19 protein-coding genes and 1 tRNA gene are annotated in these 15,826 nt (G+C 71.6%); 3 read left to right on the plus strand and 17 right to left on the minus strand.

The genetic code is table 11. The annotated features are described in order from the left end of the window. Positions 1-58: 58 nt before the first annotated feature. The 10 genes from ACI3KY_RS09590 to ACI3KY_RS09635 all read right to left on the minus strand — a co-directional run bounded on the left by ACI3KY_RS09590 (position 59) and on the right by ACI3KY_RS09635 (position 7,930). A complete protein-coding gene (locus ACI3KY_RS09590) occupies positions 59-253 on the minus strand; it encodes a hypothetical protein (RefSeq protein WP_404929942.1) in 195 nt (64 codons plus the stop codon). Positions 254-322: 69 nt separating this feature from the next. Then, positions 323-395: transfer RNA gene (locus ACI3KY_RS09595), tRNA-Leu, on the minus strand. 72 nt (positions 396-467) lie between these two features. After that, on the minus strand, positions 468-1,904 hold the full coding sequence (locus ACI3KY_RS09600; protein ID WP_404929980.1) for an NAD(P)/FAD-dependent oxidoreductase: 1,437 nt from the start codon (positions 1,902-1,904) through the stop codon (positions 468-470). Positions 1,905-1,938: 34 nt separating this feature from the next. Further along, positions 1,939-3,216, minus strand: a complete 1,278-nt coding sequence (locus ACI3KY_RS09605; protein WP_404929943.1) for a S8 family serine peptidase — start codon at positions 3,214-3,216, stop codon at positions 1,939-1,941. Further along, positions 3,213-3,731, minus strand: coding sequence for a DUF501 domain-containing protein (locus tag ACI3KY_RS09610; RefSeq protein WP_404929944.1), 519 nt, complete (start codon positions 3,729-3,731; stop codon positions 3,213-3,215). Before ACI3KY_RS09610 ends, ACI3KY_RS09605 begins: the two co-directional genes overlap by 4 nt. A gap of 94 nt (positions 3,732-3,825) precedes the next feature. Then, positions 3,826-4,320: a septum formation initiator family protein gene (locus ACI3KY_RS09615; RefSeq protein ID WP_404929945.1), complete on the minus strand. Its 495-nt coding sequence runs from the start codon at positions 4,318-4,320 to the stop codon at positions 3,826-3,828. A gap of 141 nt (positions 4,321-4,461) precedes the next feature. Continuing rightward, positions 4,462-5,742, minus strand: coding sequence for a phosphopyruvate hydratase (eno, locus tag ACI3KY_RS09620; protein WP_404929946.1), 1,281 nt, complete (start codon positions 5,740-5,742; stop codon positions 4,462-4,464). 86 nt (positions 5,743-5,828) lie between these two features. Beyond that, positions 5,829-6,515: an O-methyltransferase gene (locus tag ACI3KY_RS09625; RefSeq protein WP_404929947.1), complete on the minus strand. Its 687-nt coding sequence runs from the start codon at positions 6,513-6,515 to the stop codon at positions 5,829-5,831. Positions 6,516-6,546: 31 nt separating this feature from the next. Next, entirely contained in the window at positions 6,547-7,581 is a 1,035-nt protein-coding gene (locus ACI3KY_RS09630) for a DUF1648 domain-containing protein (protein ID WP_404929948.1), read from the minus strand. Next, positions 7,559-7,930 (minus strand): GntR family transcriptional regulator, encoded by a 372-nt coding sequence (locus ACI3KY_RS09635; protein WP_404929949.1) that lies wholly within the window; start codon positions 7,928-7,930, stop codon positions 7,559-7,561. Before ACI3KY_RS09635 ends, ACI3KY_RS09630 begins: the two co-directional genes overlap by 23 nt. 86 nt (positions 7,931-8,016) lie before the next feature. On the opposite strand from ACI3KY_RS09635, the gene ACI3KY_RS09640 reads away from it, so the two are divergent. Continuing rightward, complete coding sequence (locus ACI3KY_RS09640) at positions 8,017-8,529, plus strand: PaaI family thioesterase (protein ID WP_404929950.1); 513 nt, start codon at positions 8,017-8,019, stop codon at positions 8,527-8,529. On the opposite strand, the gene ACI3KY_RS09645 is transcribed toward ACI3KY_RS09640, so the two are convergent. Continuing rightward, the gene (locus tag ACI3KY_RS09645; protein WP_404929951.1) at positions 8,514-9,272 is read right to left on the minus strand and encodes a helix-turn-helix domain-containing protein; all 759 of its coding nucleotides are present in this window, start codon (positions 9,270-9,272) and stop codon (positions 8,514-8,516) included. The genes ACI3KY_RS09640 and ACI3KY_RS09645 overlap by 16 nt on opposite strands. 93 nt (positions 9,273-9,365) lie before the next feature. Here ACI3KY_RS09645 and ACI3KY_RS09650 point away from each other — a divergent pair, with 93 nt between their 5' ends. Further along, positions 9,366-9,869: a VOC family protein gene (locus tag ACI3KY_RS09650; RefSeq protein WP_404929952.1), complete on the plus strand. Its 504-nt coding sequence runs from the start codon at positions 9,366-9,368 to the stop codon at positions 9,867-9,869. A 12-nt stretch (positions 9,870-9,881) separates the two neighbouring features. Here the strand turns inward: ACI3KY_RS09650 and ACI3KY_RS09655 are convergent, their stop codons facing one another. Beyond that, on the minus strand, positions 9,882-10,322 hold the full coding sequence (locus tag ACI3KY_RS09655; RefSeq protein WP_404929953.1) for a YdeI/OmpD-associated family protein: 441 nt from the start codon (positions 10,320-10,322) through the stop codon (positions 9,882-9,884). Between the two features lie 77 nt (positions 10,323-10,399). On the opposite strand from ACI3KY_RS09655, the gene ACI3KY_RS09660 reads away from it, so the two are divergent. After that, positions 10,400-11,647 carry an APC family permease gene (locus ACI3KY_RS09660; RefSeq protein ID WP_404929954.1) on the plus strand — a complete coding sequence of 416 codons (1,248 nt, stop codon included), beginning with the start codon at positions 10,400-10,402 and terminating at the stop codon, positions 11,645-11,647. A 1-nt stretch (position 11,648) separates the two neighbouring features. On the opposite strand, the gene ACI3KY_RS09665 is transcribed toward ACI3KY_RS09660, so the two are convergent. The 5 genes from ACI3KY_RS09665 to nhaA form a co-directional block, all read right to left on the minus strand. Then, positions 11,649-12,179: a hypothetical protein gene (locus ACI3KY_RS09665; RefSeq protein ID WP_404929955.1), complete on the minus strand. Its 531-nt coding sequence runs from the start codon at positions 12,177-12,179 to the stop codon at positions 11,649-11,651. Next, positions 12,176-12,436, minus strand: coding sequence for a hypothetical protein (locus ACI3KY_RS09670; RefSeq protein ID WP_404929956.1), 261 nt, complete (start codon positions 12,434-12,436; stop codon positions 12,176-12,178). The genes ACI3KY_RS09665 and ACI3KY_RS09670 overlap by 4 nt, the downstream gene beginning before the upstream one ends. Before the next feature lie 104 nt (positions 12,437-12,540). Then, entirely contained in the window at positions 12,541-13,830 is a 1,290-nt protein-coding gene (gene hisS, locus ACI3KY_RS09675) for a histidine--tRNA ligase (RefSeq protein WP_404929981.1), read from the minus strand. Positions 13,831-13,943: 113 nt separating this feature from the next. Continuing rightward, positions 13,944-14,684, minus strand: a complete 741-nt coding sequence (locus ACI3KY_RS09680) for a MazG family protein (protein ID WP_404929957.1) — start codon at positions 14,682-14,684, stop codon at positions 13,944-13,946. Beyond that, positions 14,639-15,799 carry a Na+/H+ antiporter NhaA gene (nhaA, locus tag ACI3KY_RS09685; RefSeq protein WP_404929958.1) on the minus strand — a complete coding sequence of 387 codons (1,161 nt, stop codon included), beginning with the start codon at positions 15,797-15,799 and terminating at the stop codon, positions 14,639-14,641. Before nhaA ends, ACI3KY_RS09680 begins: the two co-directional genes overlap by 46 nt. Between the last annotated feature and the right edge of the window lie 27 nt (positions 15,800-15,826).

Here is a 15,826-nt window from a genome sequence, read left to right on the forward strand (position 1 = left end):
GCCTGCGATGACCGCATCGCGTCGGGGTTCGCGGGCGTGCGGAGGCAGACCGACAGGGTCAGTCCTTCGCCCTCGCGGCGCGCTCCTGTTCGACCTCTTCCTCGGCGCCGTACACCGCGATCGGAGGGGCACCGAGCAGCAGCGCGGTGAGCTTCCACCACCAGCCGCTCTTCGGCGGCTTCTGCTCCTGCGCGCGGGGACCGTCCGCCCTCCGACTGTCCGTGCCCCGACCCGCCGTGCCGTTCTCGTCCATGTCCGGCCCCTTCGCCGCTTTCGCCCAGGCTAACGCGTCTTCTCGTTCACCGCGAGGATGTGGAGCCGGTGCCCCCGGTGGGATTCGAACCCACACTCGAGCGATTTTAAGTCGCCTGCCTCTGCCGTTGGGCTACGGGGGCCCGATCGCGTCCGCCGGGAACGCGAATGCCGCAGGCTCATCTTCTCAGACGAGCCTGCGGCATCCTGCGGACTTACTTCGCTGCGACCTTCTCGGCGTCGGCGGCCTTCGCGGCGGGCTTGCGCGCGGGAGCCTTCTTCGCCGGTGCAGCCGCGGCGGCCGGCTCGGCCGGCGCCTCGACGGGCTGCGGCGGTCGCGGACGCGCCGCGAACTCTTCGAAGACGTAGCGGGGGTTCTGGACGGTCGACAGGTTCACCATGTCGCGGCCCAGCCAGAAGTTGTTCCACCAGCCCCACAGCACGCGCCACTTGCGCTCCCAGGACGGCATCGCCAGGCCGTGGTAGCCGCGGTGGGCGAGCCAGGCGATCGGTCCCTTGAGGGCGAGCTTGCCGGACTGGAACACGCCCACCCAGAGCCCGAGGCCCGCGACGGCGCCGAGGTTCTTGTGGTAGTACTCCCGCGGCAGCTCGCCGCGCAGCACCCCGACGAGGTTCTTGGCGAGGAGCTTCGCCTGACGCACCGCATGCTGGGCGTTGGGGACGCAGTAGCCGCCCACCCCGCCGCCGGTGAGGTCCGGCACGGCCGACACGTCGCCGGCCGCCCAGGCGCCCTCGACGATCTCGTCCTCGCTGCCCACCCGCAGGTCGGCGCGGGTGCGGATGCGACCGCGCTCCTCGATGGGGAGGTCGCCGCCGCGCACCACAGTGGGATTCGCCATCACGCCGGCTGTCCAGATGATGAGGTCGCTGGGGATCGTCTCACCGGTGGAGAGCTCGATGTTGCCGCCCACGGCGCCGGTGACCTGCGTGTCCAGGTGCACCGAGGCGCCCCGCTGGGCCAGATTCTTCAGCACCCACTCGCTCGTCTTCAGCGACACCTCGGGCATGATGCGGCTCATGGCCTCGATGAGGTGGAAGTGCGTGTCGTCGAACGTGATCTGCGGGTAGCTCTTGACCAGGGACGAGGCCAGCGAGCGCAGCTCGGCGAAGACCTCGATGCCGGCGAACCCACCGCCGACCACCACCACGGTCAGCAGCCGGTCGCGGGCGGGCCCCGGAGGAAGCGTGGACGCCTTGTCGAAGTTCGACATCAGCTTGTCGCGGATCGCGACGGCCTCTTCGATGGTCTTCAGGCCGATCGCGTTGTCGGCGATGCCCGGGATCGGGAACGTGCGCGAGACGGCGCCGGCGGTGACCACGATCTGGTCGTACGCGAATTCGTACGGCTCCCCCGCGATCGGGGTGATGGTGGCGACCTTGCCCGCATGGTTGATGCCGGTCACCTTGGCGGCGACCACATGGGTCCGCTTGAGATGACGACGCAGGGCGACGACGGAGTGGCGCGCCTCGATGGAACCGGCCGCGACCTCCGGGAGGAACGGCTGATAGGTCATGTAGGGAAGCGGGTCGACGATCGTCACGTCCGCTTCACCCTTGCGCAGATGCTTCTCGAGCTTCCAGGCCGTGTAGAAGCCTGCGTATCCGCCACCGACGATGAGGATCTTGGGCACGGTGTTGGTCACGGTTTGGAGTACTCCTCCTGTGTCAGCGGCTCGGCGCGCGGGACGCCAATCGGATGCGTCGGACAGCAGCGGTGACGCCGAGCGCCACCAGTATAGCCGTCGCTGTGGCCAGCAGGAGCGGCAGGGTCCCGTACAGCACGGTGTTCCGGTCGGGCAGCAGCGGCGACGTGACGCGGGTGGCCTGGTCGGCGTCCGGCAGCGCCGGAACCTCGACGACCGGGGCCGGCTCCTCGGGCAGCGCCGCGACAGGAGCCCGGCGGTACAGCCGCACCCAGTCCTCGAGACTGCCCATGGGGTTGGCGGTCACACTCGGCACACTCGCCGTGACGGCGGCCGCGGCATCCACCAGTCCGTAGCCGTAGAGCACGTCGGGCACATCCTTCGCACCCGCCGCGGGCCGGGCGGTCTTGATGATCCGGTTGATGACGTTGGCGGCGTCGAGCTCGGGATGCGCAGCGCGCACGAGCGCCGCGATGCCGGCGACGATCGGCGCGGCGCCGCTCGTGCCGTCCCACGAGACGAGGGTAGAGTCGGCTGACACGCCCACGAGCTCCTCGCTGGGCGCCGACACGCCGATGGTGATCCCCTGGGTGGACGCATCGACGCTCGCCTCGCCGGCGCGGTCGACGCCGCCGACGGTGAGCACGCCGGGGATGGTGGCCGGAGCGCCGACGCGGGTCGTGCCGCTGCCCCGGTTGCCGGCCGCGACGACGATGACGACGTCGTGGTCGAAGGCGTACAGGAAGGCGTCGTCCCAGCTCTCGGGCCAGTCCGGCACGTTCGTGGTGAGCGACATGTTGATGACGTCGGCGCCGTTGTCGACCGACCACCGGATCGCCTCGGCGATCTGGTCCGCGAAGGGCCGTTTGGCCGACGATCCGAACGCGACCGATACCGAGAGCAGCTGCGCCTCGGGCGCCACGCCGACCATGCCGGTGGCCGGACCCGTGCCGCGGCCCGCCGCGAGCGACGCCACCCAGCTGCCGTGGTCGGCGTCGACGGCGCCGACCGGCGTGCGGCCGTCGGGCGAACCGGCGCCCGACACGTCGGTGCCCCCGGCGACCGCGCCGTCGAACTCGACGGGGCCACGACCGATGCCGGTGTCGATGACGGCGATCTTCGCCCCCGCACCGCGCGTGGTCTCCCAGGCCTTCTCGACGCCGTAGTCGGTGAGCCAGTACTCCGCCGCGCGCACCGGATCTTCCGGAGCGGTCGCCGCGTCGGCCGCCGCAGGTGCGGCGGCGACCAGCGTCGCGGCGATCGCCGCCGACGTCACCGCCGCGAGGAGGCGGCGGATCATCCGCCCGACCCGGGCTCGGCGCACACGCAGCGCGCGGGCGACCACGACGACAGGGCGAGCGCGCGGTCGCCGATCGGGTTCACGCCCGGGCCGGCGGCGAGCGCGTGCCCGGCGAGCGCGTGCAGGCACTTGACCCGCGTCGGCATGCCTCCGGCCGAGATGCCGGCGATCTCATCCACCTCGCCGAACGCCGAGCGGTCATGCAGGTACGACTCGTGGGCGAGCCGGTAGGCGGCGGCGACGTCTTCGTCGGTGGTCAGCAGGTCGGAGAGCTCGCGCATCACGTGGTCGGCTTCGAGCACCGACATGGCGGCCGTCGCGGCCGGATGCGTCAGGTAGTAGAACGTGGGGAACGGCGTGCCGTCAGGGAGGCGGGGGGATGTCGCCACCACGGTCGGATTGCCGCACACGCAGCGCGCGGCGATCCCGACGACTCCGCGGGCCGGACGACCGAGCTGTTCGCGAAGCACGGCGAGGTCGGCATCGCTGACAGGGGGGTACGGCGGGGTCGTCACAGAGCTGCTCCTTGGTCGGGCCCAGGGTACCGGCGGCACCTGGGACGCTGCTGGACCGCGTGGCCGGCGAGGTGTCTCCGCCGGCAGCCGGCCGTCACGGCGTAGGGGTGGTCGAGGGGTCGGGGTCGGGGTCGGGCACGCCGATCGTCAGCGGCGCCGCTGTCCGCGCGAGGCCGGCCTCGGTCATCGAGCGCACGAGCTTCGACGTCCAGTCCGCGTCGGCGGCCTGGAGCTCGTCGCTCACCGGCTCCTGCTCCTGCGGCGCGAGCTCGGGAGGCAGATCGTCGTCCACCAGGTACACGACCTCCCCCGGCTTGACGTAATACAGCCGCTCGCGCGCCTGCGTGGTGATGTAGGCCGGGTCCTTCCACCGCTCGCGCTGGGAGTCGAGGTCGGCGACCTCCTCGCGGCTGAGCTGCACGGCCGCCTCGAGGGCCGCCACCTGCTGCCGCTGGTCGACGTAGGTGCCGATGGTGGGCACGAGCACGAAGGCGGCGAGCACGACCAGGCCCATCATGATCACCATGAAGCCCGAGAGACGGATGCCGCCGAGCCAGCCCCGCACGTCGACGGGGCGCCGTGCGCTCACCGGGCGTCGACGCGGTGCGACGGGATCAGCGGAACGGGTCGGGCGGCCCGGGGTACGAGAAGGGGGAGCCGTCGTCTTGGCCACGGCTCCCCCTTCCTGCATGCGCCGTCGTGCGGCGCCACTTCTCACGCGGTCAGCGCATCAGCCCTTGAACCGGGGGAAGGCTCCGCGGCCCGCGAACACCGCGGCCTCGCCGAGCTCCTCTTCGATGCGCAGAAGCTGATTGTATTTCGCCACGCGCTCGCTGCGGGCGGGCGCGCCGGTCTTGATCTGACCCGCGTTGACGGCGACGGCCAGGTCGGCGATCGTGGTGTCCTCGGTCTCGCCCGAGCGGTGCGAGAGCATCGACCGGTAGCCGTTCTGGGTGGCCAGCGCGATGGCGTCGAGGGTCTCCGACAGCGTGCCGATCTGGTTGACCTTCACCAGCAGCGCGTTGCCGACGCCGAGGTCGATGCCCTTCTGGAGGCGCGTGGGGTTGGTGACGAACAGGTCGTCGCCGACCAGCTGCACCTGCGAGCCGATCTTGTCGGTGAGCGCCTTCCACGCGTCCCAGTCGTCCTCCGCAAGGGCGTCCTCGATGGTCACGACGGGGTAGTTCGCGACGAGGTCGGCGAAGTAGTCGGTGAGCTTCTCGGCCGACCACGGCTTGCCCTCGACCGTGTAGACGCCGTTGTCGAAGAACTCGGTCGCAGCGACGTCGAGGCCGACACCGATGTCGCGGCCGGGCGTGAAGCCGGCCTTCTCGATCGCGCGCATGAGGAAGTCCAGGCCCTCGCGGTTGCTGGGGAGGTCGGGGGCGAATCCGCCCTCGTCGCCGAGGCCCGTCGCGAAGCCCGCAGCCTTCAGCTCTCCCTTGAGGACGTGGTAGACCTCGGTGCCCCACCGCAGGGACTCGGAGTAGGTCTCGGCGCCGATCGGAGCGAGGAAGAACTCCTGGAAGTCGATGCCGTTGTCGGCGTGCTCGCCACCGTTGATGACGTTGAACAGCGGCACCGGGAGGACGTGGGCGTTGGGTCCGCCCAGGTAGCGGAACAGCGGCAGGTCGGCCGAATCGGCGGCGGCCTTGGCGACGGCGAGCGAGATGCCCAGGATCGCGTTCGCTCCCGTGCGCGACTTGTTCTCGGTGCCGTCCGTGGCGATGAGGATCTCGTCGACGACGCGCTGCTCGCTCGCCTCGATCCCCTCGATCGCGGGGCCGAGCTCGTCGATGACGGCGGCGACGGCCTTCAGCACGCCCTTGCCGCTGTAACGGCTCTTGTCGCCATCACGCAGCTCGTACGCCTCGAAGGCGCCGGTGGATGCGCCGGACGGCACTGCCGCACGCTGGACGATGCCATCGTCCAGCAGGACCTCCACCTCGACGGTCGGGTTTCCACGCGAGTCGAGGATCTCGCGGGCGCCTACAGCCTCGATCTGTGCCACAGGGGTTCTCCTTGCTTAGGGTGATTCGCTGGAGCGTCGTCGGTCCGCCCCTCAGCCTACTGACCCGGTGCCGGCTTGCGAGGACGTCAGACGATCAGCGCGATGGCGATGCCGTCGTAGCCCTTGGCATCGAGCGTCTGGAGGGCCGTCGCGTCGAACCGCGGATCGCGGCCGAGCATCTCGAGGCCGCGCTGCACGCCGATGATCTGCGGATTCTCGGTGGCCGGATTGGCGACCTCGCCGCCGCGGACCGTGTTGTCGACCATCACCACGGTGCCCGGTCGGCCGAGGCGAGCCGCCCAGTCGAGGTAGACCGTGTTGGACTCCTTGTCGGCGTCGATGAAGACCAGGTCGAACGGCTCCTCGCCTTCGAGCGTGGGCAGCACGTCGGCACCCCGGCCGAGCCGGATCTCGACCTTCTCCCCCACGCCCGCGCGGTCGAGATTGGCCCGCGCGAGTTCCGCGTTGCGCGGCTCCGCCTCGATCGTCACGACTCGACCGTCGCCCGGGATACCGCGGGCGAGCCAGATCGTCGAGTACGCGGCGAGCGTGCCGACCTCGAGCACCCGGCGGGCTCCCGAGATGCGCGCCATCAGGTGCAGCAGCTTCCCGTTGACCGGCGCGACTTCGATCGCGGGCAGCCCGGCGCCGTTCTGCGCCTCGACCGCCTTCTCGAGATCCGGGTCGTGCCCGACCAGCAGGTCGGTCAGGTACGCGTCGACACGGGACCACTTCTCGGGAGTGGGCCAGGTGTCGGGAGTCGGTGGGGCCATGCCCTCAGCCAATCCGCCTGCCGACCGGGCGTCAAGACCTGGTCGCGGCCCGGAGGACGAGGGCCTCGAGCAAGGCGGCGGCGGTGGCCGCGTCGTCGACGGTGACCGTGACGCGTCGACCGTTGCGTCGGGTGACCTCCAGCGCCTCGCCCGCGCGAAGCACGATCCCGAAGCGACGCCCCTGCGGTGCGATGCGCACGCCCCAGCCGCCGAAGTCACCCATCGGGACAACCTCGACGCGGGCCGCGGACCGGACGTCGGCGAGCGGAACCGTGAAGCGGGGGATGCCGAGCACCGAGTCGACGTGCAGCCCGGTGTCGTCGACGCGCACGTGGAAGGCGAGGGTGGTCGCGGCGAGCAGGAGCAGCAGGATGGTGACGCCGGTCAGGATCCACGCGAGCGTCGTGTCGGCGCCGGTGGTCCAGGCCAAGACGGCCGACACGGCCACCAGCACGACCGCTGCGATGATCGCGATGGCCGCGCCGGGCGTCATCGACACCGACCGCATCCACAGGACGCGTTCGTGCGGCGCGAGCGTGAGCGGCTCGGCAGGCGGGGCGGAGCCGGCGACCGGGCGTGCCGCGGGCTGGAGGAACCAGGCGCCGACACCGACCACGGCGCCCGCGATCAGCGACGCGATGAGCGCCGCCCACACCGTCGGCGCCTGCGACACGACGTCGAGGCCCACCTGCATCGAGAGCGTCCATGTGAGCGAGACGGTGACGACGGCCGACACGGCTGCCGCGGCCGCCCCCATCAGCCGGTACGTCGGTCCGGTGTCGCCGCGGCGCAGTCCCGGCAGCGACGTCGCCGCCATGAGCAGGGGAAGTCCGAGCCCGAACAGCACCGTGATGACCGGCTGCGTCCACGCGGGGGCGAAGCCGTCCGCCTCGCCGGCGGCGTTCCAATGCACCGCGACGGTGGCAGGCAGCTGCGGCAGGGCGATCAGCTGCTTGACGAGCGCCACGGCGACGAGCGCCACGGGCAGCCACACGGCCACCAGGATGAAGCGGCGCAGCGCGAGCCGCGAGCGGTTCGACGGGTCAGCGGGCGGTGCGGTCGTCATGGGTGGCGATCTCCTTCACGAGGGCGGCGAGGGTGTCGGGCGGGAGCCCCGCGGCCCGCGCGCGGGCGACGAGGCTCTGGATGTCGTGGTGCAGCGACGCGAGGACGGTCGCCTGGGCGGTGATCACGGCGCCGCGGCCCCGCCGCAGCTCGACCAGCCCTTCGCCGCGCAGATCCTGATACGCGTGCAGCACCGTGTGCACGTTGACGCCGAGCGCTGCGGCGATCTCCCGCGCGGCGGGCAGGCGGTCGCCGGCGTGCACACGCCCGGCTGCGGCATCCGCTCGCACCGAGTCCGCGATCTGCGCGAACAGGGGCGCATCGCTCTCGGGATCGATCCTCAAAAGCACGCGATAACTCTATAACAACTAGAACAACTGTCGGAACCTGCCAACCGATGTCGAGTGACAGCGGCTGTTCCGCCAAGCTGGTGGTCATGCGTGTGACTCCCCGACGCCTCGCCCTCGGCATGAGCCTGTGGATCCCGAATCTCTTCAGCGGCATCCGTGTCAAGAAGTTCTCCGACGACTGGACCAGCGCCACCGTCGAACTGCACGTGAACCTGATCACGCGCAACTACGTGAAGACGGCGTTCGGCGGCTCCATGTCGGCCATGACGGACCCCTACTTCTTCATGCTCGTGATGCACCAGCTCGGACGCGACTACGTCGTGTGGGACACGCGCGGCGAGATCGAGTTCCTGAAGCCGGGTCGCGGCGTGCTCACTGCTCGCTTCGACGTCCCGCGCGAGAAGGCCGAGGAGCTGCGCGCACGCGCACACGGCGGTGCCAAGGTGCTCGAATGGTTCGAGACCGACATCACGGATGCCGCGGGCGACGTCGTCGCGAGGGTCCGGCGTGAGGTCTACGTGCGCGAGAAGAAGCGGGTCACCGCGGCGAACGTCCCGCAGCGCGCCACGAGCGACGACGCGCCTCAGCGGGCGCGGTAGTCCGACGCGGTGAACCCCAGCACCGCGCGGAAGTCGTTCGCGAGGTGCGCGTGGTCGGCATAGCCCAGGTCGGCGGCGATGTCGGCGAGAGAGGCATCCGGATCGTCGCGCACGCGCTGGGCCGCCTCCTGCAGCCGCCGGCGCCGGATCATCGCGGCCGGCGACAGCCCGACCATCCGGTGGGCGAGCCGCTGCAGCGTTCGCACCGAGACCCGCAGGCGCTCCGCGGCGTCGTCGACGCGGAGGATCGCCGCATCCGACGTGAGAAGGCCTGCCATCGCGTTCGCGAGTCGCCCCTCGGGCGTCAGCGGTCCGACGCGCTGTATCAGCCATAGCGACACGACCGCCGTCGCCGCGTCGAGATCGGGCATCGCGACCGACACGGTTCGCTCCAGCTCGGGCTCGTCCAGCACGGTGGACGCGTCGACGAGTCGGCTCGGCGCATCGTGCAGCCGCGCGAGGGCGGCGGGCTTCAGCACGGCGCCGACGGCCCAGCCGCTTCCCTCCAGCACGCGCTCGGACGTCCGCGTCGTCGCGCCCCACAGCGTCACGCCGGGCGGCTCGACGACGAGGTTGGCCGCGGGATAGCCGAGGACCGGCTGGCGCGACACCACGCCGTCAGGCAGTTCCCACTGGGGAACCCAGAACCATTCCACGAGATCGGATGCCGCCGCCGGCGGAGCGAGCCGCGTGAAGCTCGGCAGGCGCTCGGGATACAGCACGCCGCGCGTCGGATCCGTCACACCGTCACGGTAGTGCGGCGGGCCGACATGCGTCCGCCGAGGGTGTCGCGAATCTTCAAGCCCGCGGCATCCGGGACGCGTGAGCATGGGGACATGACCACGGAGAACATCACCGGCGTGACCGGCGCCCACACCACCGACGGCCGCCCGCACGGGGCGAGCACGCTCACGCCGTTCCTCGCGATCCGCGGGGCGAAGCAGGCGCTCGAGTTCTATCGCGACGTCTTCGGCGCACGCATCAGCGACGTCACCGAGTTCGACGGGGCCGTCGTGCACGCGGGGCTCGACTTCGGTCTCGGCTATCTGCAGATCGGCGAGCCGAGTCCCGCCTACGGGCTCGTCCCCGCACCCGACGGCGACGGCGACTGCTACTCGATGGGCATCTACGTGCCCGACGTCGATGCGGTGACCGCCCGCGCGGTGGCCGCCGGGGCGACCGTGCGCGAAGAGCCCTCGACGTTCGTGTCGGGCGACCGGTTCGCGAGCGTGCGCGACCCGTTCGGCGTGCGCTGGTCGATCATGACGCGCGTCGAGGATCTGTCCGAAGAGGAGAGCGTCGCGCGTGTCGCCGAGTGGGCCGCGTCGTTCAGCTCATGAACCGGGCAGGGGTCACGCCCCCGTGACCTCCTCCAGCACGCCGGCGATGCGCCGCTCGCGGGTCTCGGGACGCTTGGCCTCCGACACTCCGCGCACGAGCTCCTTGCGTCGGCTGAGGGAGAGCGCGTCGAACGCCGTCCGTGCATCACCGGCGTCGAGCGCGGCGGCCAGGTCTGCGGGCACCTCGACGTCGCGCTCCGCCGTATCGAGAGCCACGGTCGCGTCGACCTCGTCGCCGATGTCGACGCCGAGCCCGGCGCGGACGGCCTTCGACAGTCCGATGACGTTCCGCCCATCCATCACGGCGAGCCGCACGCGAGCGGTGCGCCCGCCGATGCCGACGACGACCGCGGCCCGCTTGCCCCCGCCCAGTTCGGCGACCTGTGCGTCGGTCAGCTCGATCGCGGTCGCCGGCCCGAAGGGCGCCAGCACGGTGTGGATCTGCAGCATCATGCCACCATCCTCGCGGCCCCTGCCCGTCCCGTGAAGCCCGGATCCGCCGTTCGCCCGCGCACGCTAATGTTCGGCCCGTGACGTCTCCTTCCCTGCAGCGCCGGCTCGGCCTCGGCGACGCCGTGTTCATCGGTCTCGGCTCGATGATCGGCGCCGGCGTGTTCGCGGTGTGGGCGCCCGCGGCGGCCGCCGCGGGCACTGGTCTGCTGATCGGGCTGGCGATCGCCGCCATCGTCGCCTTCGGCAACGCGACCTCTTCGGCGCAGCTCGCCGCCGCGCATCCGACCTCGGGCGGCACCTACGCGTACGGGCGCGCGGAGCTCGGCCCGTGGTGGGGGTTCATCGCGGGGTGGGGCTTCGTGGTCGGCAAGACCGCCAGCTGCGCCGCCATGGCACTGACGTTCGCCGCGTATGCCGCGCCGAGCGGGTGGGAGCGTCCGGTGGCCGTCGCGGCGGTCGTGGTGCTCACCGCCGTGAACGGGTTCGGCGTCACGCGGACGGCGGGTGCCGCGCGCGTGATCGTGGTCGTGTCGCTCGGCGCGCTGGCGGCGGCGATCACGGCGGCATTCTCGGCGGGTGCGACCCCCGGGTGGCTGACGGCCGAGACGATGTGGTCGGGCGGCGGCTACGGCATCCTTCAGTCGGCGGGGCTGCTGTTCTTCGCGTTCGCCGGCTACGCGCGCATCGCGACGATGGGCGAGGAGGTGCGCGAGCCCCGTCGGGTGATCCCGCGGGCCATCGTCATCGCGTTCCTCATCGCGCTGGTGGTCTACGCGGTCGTCGCTGTCGGCGTGCTCAGCGCGCTGGGCCCGGCCGCGGTGGCCGCGTCGACCGAGCCGGTGGCCGATGCCGCAGCCGGGTCGGGATGGGCGTGGATCGGCCCGGTCGTGCGGGTCGGCGCCGCGGCCGCCTCGCTCGGAGCCCTTCTGGCGCTCATCGCCGGGGTCAGCCGCACGACGTTCGCCATGTCGCGCGAACGAGATCTCCCCGGCTTCCTCGACCGCGTGCACCCCCGCACGCACGTCCCGCTTCGCGCCGAGATCGTCATCGGCGCGGTCGTCGTGGTGCTGGTGGCGTTCATCGATCTGCGCGGGGCGATCGGGTTCTCGTCGTTCGGCGTGCTGCTGTACTACTTCGTCGCCAACGTGGCGGCCCTGCGCCAGCACCGGGAGGCGCGGCGCTACCCCGTCGCGCTGCAGATCGTGGGGGCGATCGGATGCCTCGTCCTGGCGGTGACGCTCCCCTGGCAGTCCGTCGTGGGCGGCGTGGTGGTCGTCGCGATCGGCGTGGCCTATCGCGTGCTCCGGCTCCGCCGCCGCTCGTGAGCTACGCCGGCGGCGCCTCGGCCGGTATGCCGAGATCGCGGATCAGGTAGATCCACGGGAAGGCGCGGCATCCCACCCGCCAGCCTTCGGCTTCTTCCGCCGCGAGCGAGGGGCGCCACAGGATGCGCCGGTGCGCCCACTGCGTCTCTGTGCGCACCATGCGGTGCGCCAGCATGCCGGCCTCCACGGTGTGCCAGCCCGCACGCCCCGCGATCTCCAGCTCGGCGAGCTCGTCGAACGCCGTGACCGGACCGAGCCAGCGCTCGGATTCGCCGGCGATGCCGGTCGCGGCGCCGAAACGCTGCTGCGCGGCCTGCCTCGACATACCCAGCTCGGCCCCGATGAGCGCCCAGCTGGCGCCGCCGGCGCGCGCGGCCTCGACCGAGCGCTGCAGGATGCTGCGCGCCTCAGCCTCGGCCCGCGCGCTGGCGGCGATCAGGGCCAGGTGATCCGCCACCCCGAGCGCGTCCGCGCCGTCGATGCGCGCCGCGGCGAGCACCGCACGCCCGACGGCGTCTGCAAGCTCTGTCATCCCCGGGGGTCGCGGCTCGGCAGCCATGCGGGGAGGGCTTGCGCGCCGGGTCGCCGCCGTCCGTTCCCGTAGCCCCAGAGATATGCGCCGATCAGCGCGAGGCCGACGCCCCCGCCGAGCGCGAAACCGCCCGCGAGTCCGCTCCATCCGAATCCGACCGCGAGCACCACGACGACCAGCCCGGCGACGATCGCCCCGATCGCGGCGCCGGTGTGGAAGCGATACAGGGGTGAGTTGGTCCGCGTCGAATCAGTCATGGTGTCAACCTAAACTTGACGACCCGGTGTGTCAACCGAAACTTGACACGGATGAAGGCTCCAGGACTCACTCGCGGCCCGGCGGTGATGCCGGACCCGCCGGCTCAGCCGAGCGGCTTCACCTCGAGCGCCGCGGCCGTCGTGCCCGGCGCGACGGTCGCGAACGCGGTGTAGCCGTCGGAAGCCGCGCGCTCGAGCAGCGCCTTCAGGTTCTTCGTCCGCTGTTCGAGCCGCACGCGCGAGCCCTGGCGCACGAGCGCGCCCTTCAGCGCGAGGAGGTCGGCCCCTGCCATGTCGCGGTCGTGGACCAGTACGACGGCCGGGGCTGCGGCATCCGTCTGCTCCGCCACCAGGTCGACGATCCGCTCGAAGCCGATGGAGAAGCCGACGGCCGGCACGTCCTGTCCGAGGAACCGGCCGATCATGCCGTCGTAGCGGCCGCCGCCGCCGAGCGAATAGTCGACCGAGGGGTGGGCCAGCTCGAAGATCGTGCCGGTGTAGTAGCCCATGCCGCGCACCAGGAACGGGTCGAACACGAGCGGGACGTCGCCGTCGATCCCGTCGCCCTCAGGCACCGGGCCGGCCGACGCACGCGCCGCGGCCGCCGCCTCGCCGATGCCGACGAGGTGCGCCACGATGTCGTCGGGCGCATCCGCCGGCAGCGCCTTGCGGATCTGGCGCTCGCCGTACGGGTGATACTCGAGGGTCATCGGACGGCGCAGGAACTCCTCGAACGCGTCGACCGCCGACGCCGTCGCGCCCCGCTCGCGGAGCTCGGCGACGATGCCCTCCGGCCCGATCTTGTCGAGCTTGTCGATCGTGATGAGCACGCCGGGGCGCTCCTCGGCGCCGAACCCGAAGGTGTCGAGCATCCAATCGAGGACGCGCCGGTCGTTGATCCGCACGCTCCCGCCTTCGAGTCCCAGGGCGTCGAGGGTGTCCAGCGTCGCGACGACCAGCTCGGCCTCGGCGCGCGCCGAGCCGTCTCCGATGATGTCGATGTCGCACTGCACGAACTGGCGGTACCGCCCCTTCTGCGGACGCTCGGCCCGCCACACCGGCGCGATCTGGATCGAGCGGAACACCGAGGGCAGCTGCCCGCGATTGGTCGCATAGAAGCGCGCGAGCGGCACGGTCAGGTCGTAGCGCAGCCCCAGGTCGGTGAGGCTCGCGGGGTCGTCCGCCCCGCCGCGGACGGCGTCGGCGTCGAGGCCCCGCTTGAGCACGTTGTAGGCGAGCTTCTCGTTGTCGCCGCCGATGCCGGCGTGGAGCCGCGAATACTCCTCCATGACGGGCGTCTCGATCTCGTCGAACCCGTGCGCACGGTAGCGCTCGCGGATGACGGCGAGCACGCGCTCGCGACGGGCCTTTTCAGCGGGGAGGAAGTCGCGCATGCCGCGCGGGGGATTGACGGATGCCACGGAACCATCCTCCCAGATGGTTGCGCGCCCATTTCCGGGCCGTCGAGCGAAGGACGAAGCGCCGCCAACATCGCCTCAGCGCGTTCTCAGCGCGTTCCGTCTCCCTCGTTGCTCGCTCGCTCGCGACCGATCGACTCGGCGGCGCGGATGTCGCGCTCGAGGTCGCGCAGGCGCTCGCGGAGGGCGCGCTCGGCGTCCCAGCCGTTCCCCCGGGCCGTTGCGACGAGCGCCAGCAGCGCGTCGCCCAGCTCGGCCTCGGTGCCGGCTGTACCGACGTCCGTCCCGCCGGAGTGGACACCCACCTGGGCCGCCTTCGACAGGAGCTTCTGCGCGAGGGCCAGGCTCGGCATCCGTTCGCTCACGCCGTCCAGCACGCTCGTCCGCGCGCTCTTCTCGGCCGCCTTCGCGGCGTTCCAGTGCACGAGGACCTCTTCGGGCGTGTTCGCGACGGCATCGCCGAAGACATGCGGATGCCGCCGCACCATCTTGTCGGTCAGGCCCCGCGCGACGTCGTCGATGTCGAAGGGCGCGTCCTCGTCGCGCGAGGCGATCTCGGCGTGGAACAGCACCTGCCAGAGCAGGTCGCCGAGCTCCTCGCGCAGCTCGTCGCGCGAGCCGTCCTCGACGGCGTCGATGAGTTCGGCGCTCTCTTCCACGAGGTAGGGCACGAGTGCGCGATGGTCGATCTGCTGCGTCCACACACAGCGGTCGCGGACGGCGCGCATGACGTCCGCCGCCTCGCGGAGCGGATCGGATGCGTCGTCGTCCGGCCGCGCGTCGGTCACGTCGTGGGGGATGCGGTCGTCGCCCGCTGCCGGTAATGCCATGCCCGCCACGATACGAGGCCTCCTGCCAGAATCAACGAGATCACCGACCCGGCGAGCACGCCGAGCGTGGCCTGGTCGCGCAGGGGCGGGGCATCCGTGAAGGCGAGCTCGGACAGGAGCAGCGACACGGTGAAGCCGATGCCGCCGAGCGCCCCGGCGGCGACGAGGTCGGCGAACGCGAGGGGCGGGGCACTCCCCCGGTGCGTGACGCGCAGCGAGAGCCAGCCGAACGCCGCGATGCCGACGATCTTGCCGACCGGCAGCGCCACCAGCACGCCCCAGAACGCCGGCGACAGCTGCGAGAGCGGTACCGAGGGGATGACGACGAGTGCGGCGGAGAAGGCGAAGACGGGCAGCACGATCACGTTCACCCAGGGCTCGAGCGCGTGCCGCACCCGCAGCGCCGGCTGCTGCGCCATCGCGAGGCCCAGCACGACACCGGCGATCGTGGCGTGCACGCCCGACAGGTACACCAGCACCCAGGTCGTGATCGCGAGCAGCACGAGGAGGACTGCGATCGGCACCCGGCCGCGCGTGTCGAGCTGCCTGCTCAGGATGCCGAACGCGACGACCGCGACCGCCGCCCCGGCGAGCGCCGCGATGTTGACGCCGTCGGTGAAGAGCACCGCGATGAAGATGATGCCGACGATGTCGTCGAGGATCGCCAGCGCGAGCAAGAACACGCGCAGCGCCGCCGGCAGGCCCTTGCCGAACACCGCCAGCACGCCCAGGGCGAAGGCGATATCGGTCGCGGTCGGAATCGGCCATCCGGCGGTGGCGTCCGATCCCCACGCGAACGCCGCGTAGATCGCGATCGGCACGAGAACACCGCCGGCGGCGGCGATCGCGGGCTGCATCGCCTTGCGGGCCGAGTTCAGCTGTCCGCTGGTGAGCTCGTACTGCAGCTCGACGGCCACGACGAAGAAGAAGACCGCCAGCAGGCCGTCCTTGATCCAGTGCGACAGGCTGAGCTCGAACACGCCTGGGATGCCGAGCTTCGCGTGCATCGCCGCATCCACGGCGGGCCACAGGGCCGAGTTGGCGACGAACAGGCCGAGGCCGGCTGCGACGAGCAGGATGATGGCGGGAAAGCGGGCGGAGCGCAGAAGCGACATGGGGCCTCCGTGAAGGATCGCGGGTCG

It is taken from the genome of Microbacterium sp. ZW T2_14, from assembly GCF_044987405.1.
Lineage (GTDB): Bacteria > Actinomycetota > Actinomycetes > Actinomycetales > Microbacteriaceae > Microbacterium.